Origin of the sequence: Pseudomonas berkeleyensis (genome assembly GCF_014109765.1) — a bacterium.
Taxonomy (GTDB): Bacteria; Pseudomonadota; Gammaproteobacteria; order Pseudomonadales; family Pseudomonadaceae; genus Aquipseudomonas; species Aquipseudomonas berkeleyensis.
In genome coordinates, this window is record NZ_CP059139.1 from 3,135,635 (window position 1) to 3,151,398 (window position 15,764).

The window sequence follows — 15,764 nt, forward strand, 5'->3', positions numbered from 1 at the left end:
GAGACACCATGAGCCGCTATCGCCCTCCACGCCCCGCTGGCACACCATTGATCACTCCCGAGGGCGAAGCGCGCCTGCGTGCCGAGCTGCATGAGCTTTGGCACGTGCGCCGCCCCCAGGTGACCCAGTCGGTCAGCGAAGCCGCGGCACAAGGCGACCGTTCGGAAAACGCCGAATACACCTACGGCAAGAAGATGCTGCGCGAGATCGACAGCCGCGTGCGTTTTCTGACCAAGCGCCTGGAAAAACTCAAGGTCGTCAGCGACAAACCGTCCGATCCGGGCAAGGTGTATTTCGGCGCCTGGGTCACCATCGAGGACGAGGACGGCGAACAATCGCGTTATCGCATCGTCGGCCCCGACGAGCTCGATCTGAAACAGGGCCTGATCAGCATCGACTCTCCGCTGGCCCGTGCCCTGGTCGGCAAGGAACTGGACGCCGAAGTCCGGGTACACAGTCCCAGCGGCGAGAAGACCTGCTACATCGTCGAGATCGCATACCTCTGAGGCGCTGAGCACGTAAGGTGCGCCGTGCGCACGGCTGGTCAAAGACATTCACGAGATATTTCTCGGTGCGCGCGGCGCACCCTACCGCCGAGTAATCAATCCCTGGCGCGCGACCCGCACCAGTTCATGAACCGTGTCCGCCAATACGTCGGAGCTTGGTGCCTGGATAACCGCCAGATCGAAGCTGTCACGGGCGAAGCGCGCTAGCGACTCACCGTTCTGCACGAACTGGATGCGAAAGGCACGCGAACCACTCCAGCGCTTGGGCCAGCCTTCGAGATAACGCAACAGGGTGGGTTGATGGCTGCCACCGAGCAATACACGCGGATTGCGCAGCAATAGGCCCGAAGTGATGGGCGCCAGACGAATCAGGGGTTGGGGACAGATCATTGTCGAGTCTCCGCCTCGGAAATCCCGCTGGGCAGCGGTGAGAGGCGACACCGAACCAGCGCTTTAGCGGAATTTCAGGCGCTGCAAACAACACCCTGTGGCGCCCCGCAAGTAGCTGTTTAAATCGGCGCAGGGCGCATCCTAGAGACTCCCATGCAGGACTGTCAAGGCGCGCCATCATCGCACCCCAACCTTCGATTGGCCGCCTGACCATCTTCCCCCTGGACGCAGCTCAAATGGCTCAACCTGCCCGGTCACGCCGTCGCAGAACTGAACGATTGCGGCCTGCCATCACAACTCGGCGTGTCGCCACGTAACAGAAAAGCTGCGGCAATCACGCCGACAAAACAGGGTTATCTTCGGGAAAGCGCCGCAATAGAGAGGTTAATCGGGAAAACCTGACGATGGCATGTTTCCTGCCATCGTTCTGTCGCCGTACGTGCCATGGGATGGGCACGCTTGTGTTGCAGGATGCAGCCTGACTGCCTCAATAAACCCCATCGAGAGCGCCCATGAAGAACAATAAAACCCTGCTCGCCCTCTGCCTCGGCGCCGGCCTGCTCGCCAGCGGCCAGACCCAGGCTTTCTGGTTCGGTTCGTCCGGCTATACCCAGACCAAATACCCCATCGTCCTCGGCCACGGCATGCTGGGTTTCGACAGCATCCTCGGCGTCGATTACTGGTATGGCATCCCGACCGCGCTACGCCGCGACGGCGCCAGCGTCTACGTCACCGAAGTCAGCCAGTTGGACACCTCCGAAGCACGTGGTGAACAATTGCTGCAGCAGGTCGAGGACATCGTCGCTATCAGCGGCAAGGGCAAGGTCAATCTGATCGGCCACAGCCATGGCGGCCCAACCACTCGCTATGTCGCCGCCGTGCGCCCGGATCTGGTCGCCTCGGTCACCAGCGTCGGCGCGCCGCACAAGGGTTCGGCCACTGCCGACTTCCTCAAGGGCATCAGCGACGGCCCTGCCGGGCCGGTAGCGACCCCGGTGCTGGCAGGCATCATCAACGGCCTCGGCGCGCTGATCAACTTCCTCTCCGGCAGCCCCAGCACCACGCCGCAGAACGCGCTCGGCTCGCTGGAATCGCTCAACAGCCAAGGCGCCGCCCGCTTCAACGCCAAGTTCCCGCAGGGCATCCCGACCAGCGCCTGTGGCGAAGGCGCCTACAGCGTGAACGGCGTGCGTTACTACTCGTGGAGCGGCACCAGCCCGTTGACCAACCTGCTCGACCCGAGCGACCTGCTGATGGGCGCGTCCTCGCTGACCTTCGGCAGCGAAGCCAACGACGGCCTGGTTGGCCGCTGCAGCTCGCGCATGGGTCAGGTCATTCGTGACAACTACCGGATGAACCACCTCGACGAGGTCAACCAGACGCTGGGGCTGACCAGCCTGTTCGAGACCGACCCGGTGACCGTCTACCGTCAACACGCCAACCGCCTGAAGAACGCCGGGCTCTAGGCTCACGGATAACATCCGCCCGAGCCGTGCGCATCGAGACATCGGTGCGCACGGCGCACCCGCCCCCTGATACCCAGAGCCACACGTGAAGAAAGCCCTATTCGCCCTGCCTCTACTGATCGGCGCCAGCCTGGCCTTGATGCTGTACCTGCAACCCGGACATCAGCCCACCCACGTCAGCTCTCCTGCCACCACTACAGTGACGAAACCTGTGCCGCAGGCACCTGCCGAGGCCATGACGCCGACTGCAAGCGACACGCAGAAGAAGGCGACCAAGCTGACCCTACCCGCCTCCTTCGCCGGCACCGACGTCGACGGCCGCTTTCGCGTCGATGCCACGGGCAATCTGATCATCAGCGAGGACATCCGGCGTATCTTCGATTACTTCCTGGCGAGCATCGGTGAAGAAAGCCTGCAAGCCAGCGTCGAGCGCCTGCGTGGTTATATCGACAGCCAGTTGCAGGAACCTGCGCGTGCACGCGCCCAAGCCCTGCTCGATCAGTACCTCGCCTACAAGCGCGAGCTGGTGCTGCTGGAGCGCGATCTACCGCAGATGGCAAACCTAGACGCCATGCGTCAGCGCGAGGCTGCGGTGCAGGCACTGCGTGCGCGCCTGTTCGATAGTGAAACCCACCAGGCCTTCTTCGCCCGAGAGGAAGGCTACAACCGCTTCACCCTGGAGCGCCTGACCATCCAGCACGACGCCAGGCTCAGCGCCGAAGAGAAAGGCCAGGCCGTCGACCGACTGCGCGCCGCACTACCGGAGGATCTGCAAGATGCCGTACTGCCGCAATTGCAGCAGGAGCTGCGGCAGAACACCGTTCGCCTGCAGGCAGAAGGCGCCAGCGCGGCGCAGATCCGGCAGATGCGCCAACAACTGGTCGGCGCCGAAGCCACCGCACGCCTCGAAGTGCTGGATAACCAGCGACAGAACTGGCAACGCCGGTTGGACGACTACCTCGCCGCCAAGGCGCGGATCGAGGCTAGCGAAGGGCTCAGCAGTAGCGACAAGCATACGGCCATCGAGGCGCTGGCAACGGAGCGCTTCGATGAGCGTGAACGCCTGCGCCTGGATGCGGCCGAGCAGCTCGCGGCAGCACGCAAGAACGACTGAGCACACCGCCAGCGGGCCATGGCTGGCACCATGGTCCCGATCCGACTCATCGGTTCCAAACCCACTGCATTCCCGCTAGAGTGACATTCCTGTCCGCCTCGCCGATCTTGAGCGACGAGCGAACCGGCAAAAAAGAACAAGAGGCTGCGAGACAACGCACCACTCGAAGGAGTGCCAATGAGCATCCACACCTCGGGATCCTGCCCCAGTGACCTGACTGCTTTCGTTGCGGATCATTTCCCCGAGCGCAACATTCGACCCGACGCGCCCATCGTCCAGTCCTGGTATCGCAGCGTCATGCAACATCGCCTCGATCCACACGGCATCGGCGAAAAGCATGTGCTCACTGCCAGTGAACTGCGTGAACACCAGCGTCTGCATCAGGATTACCTGAGCATCGCCAGCCAAGGCGTCACCGGGCTGGCCAAGCGCGTGGTACCGGCGGGCTTCGCCGTGCTGCTCAGCGACGAGCATGGCGTTACCCTCGATACCCGCCTGCCGCTGCAATACGACGTTTACACCCAGGCCGGCCTGATCGTCGGCGCCTGCTGGGATGAGTCCACGGTCGGCACCAACGGCATCGGCACTGCGCTGGCCTCGCGCCAGGCGATGACCATTCACCACCAGGAACATTTCCTGGTCTCCAATTTCCGCCTGAGCTGCTCGGTGGCACCAATCTATGACGCGCAGAACATCCTGCGTGGCTGCCTCAATGCCACCTGCCTGAACAGTGCAGGGCCGAAGGAAACGCAGTACCTCACCCTGCAACTGGTGGTCATGTATGCGCGGATGATCGAGAACGCCAGCTTCCGCCAGCGTTATCGCGACCGCATGACGCTCTCGGTGAAATCCCACGACGACATCAGCGACCTGGCCAATGAACAGTTGCTGGCCCTGGACGAACAGGGCCGGATCATCGGCGCCAACCATGCAGCCTTCGTCAGCTACCAGCAGGAACGCCAGATCGACCTGCTCGGCAGCCGCATCGACCAGTTGTTGCCGGCCAGCGTTGACGAACTGCTGAGCCAGAGCAATGGCGGCGCCCGCAGCCTCAACCTGCGCACGCTGCAGGGCGACGCGCCAGTCGGCGTCAGCCTGCGTATCCCGGCCTTGCAGCCACAGACGCGCCCCCGCACGGCACCTGCCGGCAACAGCGAACATCCGGATCTGCAGCGCCTGGGCGGCAGCGATTCACGCCTGCAGGAAGGCGTGCGTCGCCTGCGCAAGGTACTCGACAAGGACATTCCGATCCTCATCACTGGTGAAACCGGCACCGGCAAGGAAGCCTTCGCTCGCGCCATTCACCAGGCCAGCGCACGCGCTCGTGGCCCGTTCGTGGCGCTGAACTGCGCAGCAATCCCGGAAAGCCTGATCGAGAGCGAGCTGTTCGGCTATCGCGGCGGCAGCTTTACCGGCGCCAACAAGAAGGGCATGAAGGGCAAGCTGGAGTTGGCCAACGGCGGCACGCTGTTCCTCGACGAGATCGGCGACATGCCGGCGCACCTGCAGACTCGCCTGCTGCGCGTGTTGGCCGAACGTGAAATCTTCTCGCTGGGCGCCGAAACGCCGGTGCCGCTGGATGTGCAGGTGGTTTCCGCCACCCACCAGAACCTCGCGCAGATGATCGCCAGCAAGGCGTTTCGCGAAGATCTGTTCTATCGCCTCAACGGTATGCCGCTGGCCCTGCCCGCCCTACGCGAGCGCAGCGATCGCGACGTGCTGATCGACAGCCTGCTGAGCCGCCACGGTCAGTTCCAGTTGACCGCCGCGGCGCGTCAGCGGCTGCTCGATCACCCGTGGCCCGGCAATATCCGCCAGTTGTCCAGCTGCCTGCGGTATGCGGCCGCACTGGCCGAAGACGGTCGCATCGACGTCGATTGCCTGCCAGCCGAATTGCAGCACCTGAGTCTGAACACGGAGGAACCGGCGAACATATCCGCAGGCAAGCTCGCCGGCCGACTGGAGAATGACGAGGCGCGCCACCTGCATGCGGCGCTGCGCGAGCACCGCTGGAACATCAGCGCGGTGGCCGATGCCTTCGGCGTGGCCCGTTCGACCCTGTACCGCAAGATGAAGAAATACGGGATCGTGCAGCCCAACGAGTTGTTCTAAACGTTCTGTTGGTGGGCTGAAGCCCACCCTACGCACTACGCCCCTCAGTGCCAGTTCTACTGGTGGGCTAAAGCGGAACGCCGCCCGGCCCACCCTACGCCCCCACAGTGCCAGATCGTAGGGTGGGCTTCAGCCCACATCCCAGTCGTACAAACAAAAAAGAGCGGGCCGACGCCACAGCACCGGCCCGCTCAAGCGTCGCTGGTTATTCCTGCGCGTAGATCACATGGGTGTGGGTGTACTCGTACAGCCCATGCTTGCCATCCGCACCGCCGATGCCCGATTTGCGCGTACCAGCATGGAAGCCCTGCATCGCCTCGAAGTTCTCACGGTTGATGTAGGTCTCGCCGAAGTCCAGCTCACGACTGGCCTTGAGCGCGGCGCTGAGGTTGCGGGTATAGATCGATGAGGTCAGGCCGTATTCGCTGTCGTTGGCGCGGGCGATGGCCTCGTCGAGGTCGTCGACGATCTGGATCGGCAACACCGGGCCGAAGATTTCCTTGCGCATGATCTCCATGTCAGTGCCGCAACCAGCCAGCACGGTCGGTTGGTAATGGAAGCCCTGGCCCAGGTCGGCAACATTGCCGCCGGTGATCACTTGTGCGCCCTGCCCGACCGCTGTGCGCACCATCTGCGCGACCTTGTCCAGCCCGGCCTGGTTGATCAGCGGGCCCATGTCCAGATCAGCCTGTGCGGACGGATCACCGTAACGGGTCGCCGCCATCGCCGAGGCAATCTTTTCGATGAACTGATCCGCCACCTTGCGCTCGACGTAGACACGCTCGGCGCAGTTGCACACTTGCCCGGTGTTGATCACCCGCGAGGCCTTGATAGCGTTCACCGCCAGATCCAGATCGGCATCGGCCAGGACGATGGCCGGCGCCTTGCCGCCCAGCTCCAGGTTGAGCTTGGTGATGTGCGGCGCGGCTACGGCCATGATCCGCGAGCCGGTACCTACGCTGCCGGTGAAGCTGATCAGGTCGACGCCGGCATGGCTGGTCAGCGCGCTACCCGCACCTGCACCCGTGCCGCCAACGACGTTGAACACACCAGTCGGCAGGCCGACTTCGGCCACCAGCTTGGCGAATTCGAAGCAGTTGATCGGGGTTTCTTCGCTGGGCTTGATGACGATGGTGTTGCCGGTCAGCAGCGCCGGCGCCATCTTGCGGGCGATGAGGAAGAACGGGAAGTTCCACGGCAGGATGCCGGCCACCACGCCCAGCGGCTTGCGCAGCAGGAAGATGTGTTCGCCGGCACGGTCGCTGGTCAGCACTTCACCTTCCAGGCGGCGCGCCCACTCGGCCATGTAGTCGAGGTAATCGGCGGTGAAGTTGACTTCCACCTCGGCCAGCGCCGGCACCTTGCCGCCTTCGCGGGTGATGATCTGCGCCAGACGTGGCGCGTTGGCCCGCACCTTCTCGGCGATGCGCCGTAGGTAGCCGGCGCGCTCGATGGCCGGTTTGGCAGCCCAGCCTTTCTGCGCCTTGCGCGCGGCGGCGATGGCGCGGTCGACCTGCTCGTTGCTGGCCTCGGGAATCCGCGCCAGAAGTTCGGCGGTAGCTGGGTTGCGCACTTCGATCAGCTTGTCGCTGCCGACGAAGGCGTTGTCGATGTAGTTCTGATAAATGGTGTCGCTCATGGTCGCTCTCGCTATGGGAGTGGGCGGACGGGCGCACGCCGGATCGGCACACGCCCGCGGGGCACCTCTAAAAACTACCTGCGTTGCCATCGCTGCGTTTAAAACAGGCTCAAAATGCTCATTTACAGCTCGTAAACTCCGCTTTTTCGCCTGTTTTTGCCTTGCGCTGGCTGCCTCGCCTACGTTTTTAGAAGCGCCCCGTATGGGTCAGTTGGCGCTGAATTTCTTCCAGGCGTCGCCTTCTTCCTGAAGGTCGTGGGCGCGCTTGATCAGGTACTGATGAATCTGATCGACCTGCTTGGCATCGAAGGCCTCGGCGAACGACGGCATGCCGTCCGGCACGCGGCCGCCATAGAGGATGCCGAGGAACATCTGGTGCTTCTCCGGCGCCATCTTGCGCAGGTCAGGCAGCACGCCACCACTGACGGCATGAATGCCGTGGCACTGCGAGCAGTAGCTGTCGTACAGCTTGCCGCCGGCCTCTACGGTGGCGGCATCGCCGGTCAGCGCCGGAGGCTTCGGTGCGTCGGCCAGCGGTGCCGGCTCCTGCAGCTTGGCGGTGCCGCCGAGTTTGTAGGTCAGCACCTGAGCGTAAGGCTGTACGCCGGCACGCAACGACAGAGCGCCAGCGAAGGTGGAGAACGCACCGCCCCAACCAGCCATGAAGGTCACGTACTGCTCACCGTCCACCGAGTAGGTGATCGGCGCGGCCATCACGCCACTGGCAGCGGGTTGTTCCCAGAGCTTCTTGCCATCCTCGGCGGCGTAGGCGATCACTCTGCCATCGGCGCTGCCCTCGAACACCAGGTTGCCGGCGGTGCTCAGCGTGCCGCCGTTGAAGATGGTGATGTAGGGCACTTCCCAGGCAGCCTTCTGCTTTACCGGATCCCAGGCAATCAGCTTGCCGGACCAGGTCTTGGCCATCTCCAGCAGGCCGTCCGGGCCTTCCGGCATCATGCCGGTGCGCAGGCCGAGCTGGTACATGCTCTTGAACGGGTTGCGCGCCGGCGCCTCCGGAATGTGCTCGTAGTAGGCGGACATGATGTGCGCCGGAATGTAGACCAGACCGGTCTTGGGGTTGAACGACATCGGGTGCCAGTCATGCGCCCCCCAGAACGCCGGGGTGACCAGCTTGCGCTTGCCATCCTTCCAGTAGGCGGCGGCTTCGTCGTCGACGATGGGCCGGCCGGTTTTCATGTCGATGCCCTTGGCCCAGTTCACCGGCACGATGTTCTCGGCCGACAGCAGCTCGCCGGTAGCACGGTCGATGACGTAGAAGAAGCCGTTCTTCGGTGCCTGCATCAGCACCTTGCGCTGCTTGCCGTCGATTTCCAGCTCGGCAAGGATCATGTGCTGGGTGGCGGTGAAGTCCCAGGCGTCGCCCGGTGTGGTCTGGTAGTGCCAGGCGTACTCGCCGGTGTCGGCATCGATGGCGACGATGGACGACAGGAACAGGTTGTCACCCTTGGCCTGGCTGCGCCATTTCGGATCCCACAGCGAGCCGTTGCCGACACCGATATAGAGCAGGTTCAGCTCCGGGTCGAAGGCGAAGGAGTCCCACGCGGTACCGCCACCGCCCTGCTCGGCGAAGGCATCGCCATGCCAGGTCTTGGCGGCGATCTCCATGGCCTTGTCTTCCGGCGGCAGTTTGGGATCACCCGGCACGGTGTAGAAGCGCCAGGCCTGCTTGCCACTCTCGGCATCATAGGCGGTGACGTAACCGCGCACACCGAACTCGGCGCCGCCGTTGCCGATGATGACCTTGCCGTTTACCACGCGCGGCGCGCCAGTGATGGTGTAGCTGCGCTTGTGATCGGCACGGGTGTCGACCGACCAGGCAAGTTGACCGGTCTTGGCATCGATGGCCTCCAGGCGGCCGTCGAGCACACCGACGTAGACCTTGCCCTTCCACACCGCCACGCCACGGTTGACCGCATCGCAGCAGGCCTCACCAGCTCGGTTGCGATCGGATTTCGGGTCGTATTTCCACAGCAGCTTGCCGTTGCGCGCATCCAGCGCGTAGACCACCGAGAACGGCCCGGTGGTGTACATCACACCATCGACGACGATGGGCGTGGCTTCCACGCCGCGGTCGATGTCCAGCTTGTAGCTCCAGGCCAGGCCGAGCTGATCGACGTTCTGCTGGGTGATCTGCTCCAGCGGGCTGTAGCGCTGTTCGTCATAGGTACGCCCGTGGCTCATCCAGTTACCGGGTTCCTGGTCGGCGGCGATGATGCGCTTGCCATCGACATCCGCAGCCTGAGCAGCACCGGCCAGCAGTAGCGCGGCGAGCAAAGCGGTACGGGGAAGACGCAGGGTGGGTTGCCAGTCGAGAGTCGAGCGGGCGATAGGCATGTTCAGGCCAATCGAACTCATGGTTTTTCTCCAGTTCTTGTTGTGACCGCGAACTTGATGTCGCGGCTTACAACTGCTGGAGCAACGCCTGTGCCAGTGATAACGAGAACAGCCAGAGCCCTGAACTTGCGGGCCTTGTCGTTATTAACCGGTTAATCCAGCGTGCGGATGCAATGCAACACCTGTAGCGTTTTCCGAAACAACTGTTGCAGTGGCGCTACAACTTCTTCGCACACTTTGCGCAACAGTCTGCAAATAAATTCATCCGTTTGCGCAATAGCCGCACAGCGCTTGCCTGCTAACCTGCGAGCCGCAAGACAGAGGGCTCGAACCCCTCAGGAGGGCACGGGCAAAGGCCGGCGACCCAAGAACCGGCCCCAAAGTACAAGGCGCAGGAAACCTTATAAGCATGGCCGTCTGGCAATATTTACCGCACGACTTTCGGTACTGCGCTTATTGCCCCGCAAGTTTCAAGCAAACCTGGCACGACCTATGGATATGAGTGAGTCTGGCGAGTATTCGCGCGCCAGCAAGCGGCCATTCTTGCGGCCGCAACCAACAAGAAGAAGCTGAAAAGGATTGGTTCCATGCGTTTCAAGCTGACCTGCATCGCCCTGCTGCCGGGCCTGACACTGGCCGAACAGACGCCTTACCAGATCGACGAACTGGTGATCACCGGCAGCCGATATGAAGCCAGCGGCTGGCAACTGCCCTTCTCCGTCAACCGTATCGATGCCGAACAGGCGACGCTGGGCAAACCGGGCGTCAACCTGTCCGAAGCACTCGGCAGCGTGCCGGGGCTGGTGGTGCAGAACCGGCAGAACTATGCGCAGGATCTGCAGGTATCCTCTCGCGGCTTCGGCGCTCGCTCGGCCTTCGGGATTCGCGGCATCAAGCTGCTGGCCGATGGCGTACCGTTGTCCAACCCCGATGGCCAGGGCCAGGCGGCGACCTTCGACCTCGACACTCTGGAACGCATCGAAGTCCTGCGCGGCCCATTCGCCAGTGTCTACGGCAGCAACTCCGGCGGGGTGATCCAGTTGTTCTCGCGCGATGGCGAAGGCGCACCCAAGGTATCGGTCGATACGTCCCAGGCCGCCTACGGTACCAGTCGCACCCGCGTCGCCGCCGAAGGTGGTAACGACAAGGCCGGCTTCATCATCAACCGTTCGCACTTCGAGACCGATGGTTATCGCGACCACAGCGGCGCCATCCTCGACAAAACCTTCGCCAAGCTGACCCTGTACCCGGACGATGTCAACAAGCTCAGCCTGAGCTTCAGCGAGCTGGATCAGAACGACACGCAGGATCCGCAGGGGCTACAGTGGCGGGAGGTAAAAACCGACCGTCGCGCAGCCGCCCCCAATGCACTGCTGTTCAACACACGCAAGACGGTAGATCACCGTCAATTCGGCCTCAACTACGAGCGCAGCTTCGCCGCAGGCACCTGGCAGAGCACGCTGTATAGCGGAACCCGCCGGGTGATTCAGTACCAGTCGATTCCAAAGGCGGTACAAGAGAATAGCGATAAGCACTCCGGCGGCGTGATTGACTTCGAGCGCCGCTTCCACGGCCTCGGTAACCGCTGGATTCAGCCGTTCGATCTGGGCAGTAGCCTGCTGACGATTACTGCCGGTCTGGACTACGACTATTCACGTGACGACCGTCATGGTTACGAGAACTTCGTCGGCGACACACTCGGTGTAAAGGGCGATCTACGCCGAGACGAGCGTAATGAGGTGACCAGTCTGTCACCTTATCTGCAGGCTGCCTGGCAGTTGGGCAAGCTCGACCTGCAGGCAGGCCTACGCTACAACCATGTCCAATTTGATGTAGATGACAACTTTATCCTCTCCATTGCCTGCCAAAATCCGCAAACTGAAAATTGCGACGACAGCGGCTCGGTGACCTACCACAAGCTGACGCCGACCCTGGGCGCCAGCTATGCCCTGCTGCCAGACCTGAATATCTATGCCAGTTGGGGCAAGGGCGTGGAGACACCTACACTGAACGAGCTGTCCTACTCGGGGCAATACAACAGCTTCGGCTTCGACCTGAAACCGGCCACCAGCGAACAGTTCGAGATTGGTCTCAAGACCCGTGTAGCTGAGGCTACCAATCTACAAGTGGCGCTGTTCCATATCGACACCGACGACGAGCTGGTCGTTGCTTCAGCACAAGGCGGACGCAACAGCTTCCAGAACGCCGCCCAAACCCGCCGTCGCGGCCTTGAGCTTTCCCTGGAAAGCCGCCTGAGCGAAACCCTGCGCGCCAACCTCGCCTACACCCATATCGATGCCACCTACAGCAAGGACTTCACCAGCAACGGCCGTTTGATCGAGTCGGGCAATCATCTACCGGGTATCCCCACTCGTAGCCTGTATGGCGAACTCGCCTGGCAGCCGGTGGACTGGTTCAGTACCGCCGTCGAGGGCATGTACCGCAGCAAGCTGTACGTCGAGGACAGCAACACCGCCAAGGCGGCGCCCAGCTATGCGCTGTTCAACTGGCAGGCGCGCTTCGAGCAGAAAGTCGGTGCGCTGACCTTCAACCAGGTGCTGCGCATCGACAACCTGTTCGATCGCGAATACATCGGTTCGGTGATCGTCGGCGATGGCAACGGCCGCTATTACGAGCCTGGCCCGGAACGCGCCTGGTACGTCGGCGCGGGTGTGCAGTATCAGTTCGATTAAAGCTGACAACGAACGAGCTCCCCTCTTCCACTTGTGGGAGAGGGGCTGGGGGAGAGGGCTGACTACCCTCAATAACGGCGCCAGCCTCGGTGCGCACGGCGCACCCTACAGTTACAAACCGCGGGCAATCACCATCCGCTGCACGTCGCTGGTGCCTTCATAGATCTGGCAGACGCGCACGTCGCGGTAGATGCGCTCGACCGGGAAGTCCTTGAGGTAGCCGTAGCCACCCAGGGTCTGGATCGCTGCCGAGCACACGCGCTCGGCCATCTCCGAAGCGAACAGCTTGGCCATCGACGCCTCGGTCAGGCACGCCTGGCCGGCCTCACGCAGGCTGGCAGCGTGGTGCACCATCTGCCGCGCCACGGCGATCTGCGTGGCCATGTCCGCCAGGCGAAAAGCCACCGCCTGGTGCTCGATGATCGGCTTGCCGAAGGTCACGCGCTCATGGGCGTAATCACGCGCCGCCTCGAACGCGGCACGCGCCATGCCCACCGATTGCGCGGCGATGCCAATGCGCCCACCTTCAAGGTTGGCCAGGGCGATGCGATAACCCTCGCCCTCCTCGCCCAGGCGCAGGCTGGCCGGGATGCGCACCTCGTCGAGCTGGATCTGGCAAGTGTCGGAGGCATGCTGGCCGAGCTTGTCCTCCACGCGCACTACCGAGAACCCCGCCGTGTCGGTCGGCACGATAAAGGCGCTGATGCCCTTCTTGCCCGCTTGCGGATCAGTGACAGCGAACACGATCACCATCCCGGCATGATTGCCGGAGGTGATGAACTGCTTGGCACCGTTGAGCACATAGTGATCGCCATCGCGCCGCGCGCGGGTACGCAGGTCGCTGGCATCGGAGCCGGCCTGCGGCTCGGTCAGGGCGAAGGCGCCGAGCATGCTGCCCTCGGCCAGTGGGCGAAGAAAGCGCTGTTTCTGCTCCTCACTGCCGTATTTGAGGATCGGCATGCAGCCCACCGAGTTGTGCACGCTCATGATGGTAGAACAGGCGCCATCGCCAGCTGCCACTTCCTCCAGCGCCATGGCGTAGGCCAGATGACCGGTCTCGGCGCCGCCCCACTGCTGCGGCACCAGCATACCCATGAAACCCAGTTGCCCCATCTCGGCAATGGCTTCGGCCGGGAAACGATGCTCGCGATCCCAATCCGCGGCGAAGGGCTTCAGCCGTTCCTGGGCAAACTGGCGGGCCATGTCACGGATGAGGATTTCTTCTTCGTTGGGCAGCATGGCTGGCTCCGGTGATGCGATTTGATCAATCCGTGGGAGGCGCTTTAGCGGCGACAGTCGCGGCTGAAGCCCCTCTCACAGGTCAAGTGTGTAGGTAGGTAGTCAGTACAACTCGATGGCCACGGCGGTAGCCTCACCGCCACCAATGCACACGGACGCCACGCCACGCTTGAGCCCGCGCTGCTGCAGCGCTGCCAGTAGCGTCACCAGGATGCGTGCGCCGGACGCACCGATGGGATGGCCAAGAGCGCAGGCGCCACCGTGTACGTTGAGCTTGGCGTGATCGATGCCCAATTCACGCATGGCCACCATCGGCACCACGGCGAAGGCCTCGTTGATCTCGAACAGATCGACCGTCTCCAGCGCCCATTCGATGCGCGTCAACAAGCGCTGGATTGCTGCTACCGGAGCGGTGGTGAACAGGTTCGGCGCCTGGGCGTGGCCGGCATGCCCGACGATACGCGCCAGCGGCGCCAGGCCGCGATCCTGAGCCTCGGACAAACGCATCAACAACAGCGCGGCGGCACCATCGGAAATGGAACTGGCATTGGCCGCCGTGACCGTACCGCCCTCGCGAAATGCCGGTTTCAGGCCGGGAATCTTGTCTGGGCGAGCCTTGGGCGGCTGCTCATCGGTGTCGACCTGACGCCGCTCGCGCCCCTGTGGCGCCTCCACGCTAACGATCTCGCTGGCGAAGCGGCCTTCCGTGATCGCCTGCTGGGCGCGACGCAGCGACTCCAGCGCGTAGGCGTCTTGCTCCTCGCGACTGAAGCGATACTGCTGCGCGCAGTCCTCGGCGAAGGTGCCCATCAACCGACCACGCTCGTAGGCGTCCTCCAGACCATCGAGGAACATATGGTCGAGCACCTGGCCATGGCCCATGCGATAACCGCTGCGGGCACGCCCCAGCAGATAGGGCGCGTTGGACATGCTTTCCATGCCGCCAGCCACCAACACATCGGCGCTGCCGGCGAGCAACTGGTCATGGCCGAGCATCAGCGCCTGCATGCCGGAGCCGCACATCTTGTTCAGCGTGGTGCACTGCACCGCCTGGCTCAGCCCGGCGCCCAACGCCGCCTGGCGCGCCGGTGCCTGGCCCTGGCCGGCCTGCAGCACGCAGCCCATCAGCACACTGTCCACCGACTCGGCGGCGAGGCCGGCACGCTCCAGACTCGCACGGATGGCTGCAGCACCCAGTTCGGCCGCCGTAAGGCCGGCCAGATCACCGAGAAAGCCGCCCATGGGTGTACGTACGGCACTGACGATGACGACGGGATCGAGTTGTTGTTTCATGAGGTTCACCTTCGAATCGCGTGGCCCGGATGCAATCCGGGAAAGTTGCTCTGCGTGTACCGGTGTATCTGAGCGTAGGAGCGGCTTCAGCCGCGATCATGACAAGACGACTCGCGGCTGAAGCGGAATGCAGCCCAACCGCTCCTACAAAAAACATCTGGTTGCCCTGGCTACTTCGCCGCCATGCGCAGCGCACCATCGAGGCGAATCACTTCGCCATTGAGCATCGCGTTCTCGACGATATGCCGCACCAGCGCGGCGTATTCGTCGGGTCGGCCCAGGCGCGGCGGAAACGGCACATTGGCCGCCAGCGAGTCACGTACCTCCTGCGGCATGCCGGCCATCATCGGCGTCTCGAACACGCCGGGGGCGATGCACATGACGCGGATACCCGAACGCGCCAGATCACGCGCGGCCGGCAGCGTCAACGCGGCGACACCGCCCTTGGACGCGGCATAGGCGGCCTGGCCCATCTGTCCGTCGAACGCCGCTACCGAGGCGGTATTGATAATGACCCCGCGCTCACCGCCAGCGTTCGGTGTGTTCTGCGCCATGGCCTCGGCGGCCAGGCGCAGCAGGTTGAAGCTGCCGATCAGATTGACCTCGACGGTACGCCGGAAGCTGTCCAGCCCATGCGCGCCACCCCGCCCCAGCACTTTCTCGGCCGGCGCGATACCGGCGCAGTTGACCAGCCCATGCAGGGCGCCGAAAGCCGCCAACGCCTGAGCCACGGCGGCGTGGCCATCCTCTTCGCGAGTGATATCGGCGCGCACGAAGCGCGCAGCATCACCCAGCTCGGCGAGGGCCTGCTGGCCCGCTTGCACGTTGATATCCAGCAGCAGCACCTTGCCGCCCTGCCCGACCAGCTCACGGGCAGTGGCCAAGCCCAGGCCGGAGGCGCCGCCACTGATCAGGAATACCGATTCGTCGATACGCATGCTCAACCTCTGTGATTGT

Annotated in this window: 11 protein-coding genes; 5 read left to right on the forward strand and 6 right to left on the reverse strand. The window is 63.4% G+C overall.

Annotated elements, in window-relative coordinates; translation table 11 throughout:
* The first annotated feature begins 8 nt into the window (after positions 1 to 8).
* The gene (greB, locus tag HS968_RS14615; protein WP_119691535.1) at positions 9 to 506 is read left to right on the forward strand and encodes a transcription elongation factor GreB; all 498 of its coding nucleotides are present in this window, start codon (positions 9 to 11) and stop codon (positions 504 to 506) included.
* A gap of 81 nt (positions 507 to 587) precedes the next feature.
* Here the strand turns inward: greB and HS968_RS14620 are convergent, their stop codons facing one another.
* The gene (locus tag HS968_RS14620; protein WP_119691536.1) at positions 588 to 896 is read right to left on the reverse strand and encodes a class I SAM-dependent methyltransferase; all 309 of its coding nucleotides are present in this window, start codon (positions 894 to 896) and stop codon (positions 588 to 590) included.
* Positions 897 to 1,408: 512 nt separating this feature from the next.
* Here HS968_RS14620 and HS968_RS14625 point away from each other — a divergent pair.
* The 3 genes from HS968_RS14625 (at position 1,409) to HS968_RS14635 (ending at position 5,588) form a co-directional block, all read left to right on the forward strand.
* Entirely contained in the window at positions 1,409 to 2,362 is a 954-nt protein-coding gene (locus HS968_RS14625; protein ID WP_106740556.1) for a triacylglycerol lipase, read from the forward strand.
* Between the two features lie 85 nt (positions 2,363 to 2,447).
* Positions 2,448 to 3,476 (forward strand): lipase secretion chaperone, encoded by a 1,029-nt coding sequence (locus HS968_RS14630; protein WP_182366704.1) that lies wholly within the window; start codon positions 2,448 to 2,450, stop codon positions 3,474 to 3,476.
* 177 nt (positions 3,477 to 3,653) lie between these two features.
* Positions 3,654 to 5,588 (forward strand): sigma-54-dependent Fis family transcriptional regulator, encoded by a 1,935-nt coding sequence (locus HS968_RS14635; protein WP_182366706.1) that lies wholly within the window; start codon positions 3,654 to 3,656, stop codon positions 5,586 to 5,588.
* 205 nt (positions 5,589 to 5,793) lie between these two features.
* Here HS968_RS14635 and aldA read toward each other — a convergent pair whose 3' ends face one another.
* Positions 5,794 to 7,227: an aldehyde dehydrogenase gene (gene aldA, locus HS968_RS14640; RefSeq protein WP_182366708.1), complete on the reverse strand. Its 1,434-nt coding sequence runs from the start codon at positions 7,225 to 7,227 to the stop codon at positions 5,794 to 5,796.
* A gap of 207 nt (positions 7,228 to 7,434) precedes the next feature.
* The gene (locus HS968_RS14645; protein ID WP_182366710.1) at positions 7,435 to 9,603 is read right to left on the reverse strand and encodes a PQQ-dependent dehydrogenase, methanol/ethanol family; all 2,169 of its coding nucleotides are present in this window, start codon (positions 9,601 to 9,603) and stop codon (positions 7,435 to 7,437) included.
* A 566-nt stretch (positions 9,604 to 10,169) separates the two neighbouring features.
* On the opposite strand from HS968_RS14645, the gene HS968_RS14650 reads away from it, so the two are divergent.
* On the forward strand, positions 10,170 to 12,275 hold the full coding sequence (locus tag HS968_RS14650) for a TonB-dependent receptor family protein (RefSeq protein WP_182366712.1): 2,106 nt from the start codon (positions 10,170 to 10,172) through the stop codon (positions 12,273 to 12,275).
* Positions 12,276 to 12,386: 111 nt separating this feature from the next.
* Here the strand turns inward: HS968_RS14650 and HS968_RS14655 are convergent, their stop codons facing one another.
* From HS968_RS14655 to HS968_RS14665, 3 genes are all read right to left on the reverse strand, one after another.
* Positions 12,387 to 13,514, reverse strand: coding sequence for an acyl-CoA dehydrogenase family protein (locus HS968_RS14655; protein ID WP_179624779.1), 1,128 nt, complete (start codon positions 13,512 to 13,514; stop codon positions 12,387 to 12,389).
* 102 nt (positions 13,515 to 13,616) lie between these two features.
* On the reverse strand, positions 13,617 to 14,807 hold the full coding sequence (locus HS968_RS14660) for an acetyl-CoA C-acyltransferase (protein WP_182366714.1): 1,191 nt from the start codon (positions 14,805 to 14,807) through the stop codon (positions 13,617 to 13,619).
* Positions 14,808 to 14,977: 170 nt separating this feature from the next.
* Positions 14,978 to 15,745 (reverse strand): 3-hydroxyacyl-CoA dehydrogenase, encoded by a 768-nt coding sequence (locus HS968_RS14665; RefSeq protein WP_119691544.1) that lies wholly within the window; start codon positions 15,743 to 15,745, stop codon positions 14,978 to 14,980.
* Between the last annotated feature and the right edge of the window lie 19 nt (positions 15,746 to 15,764).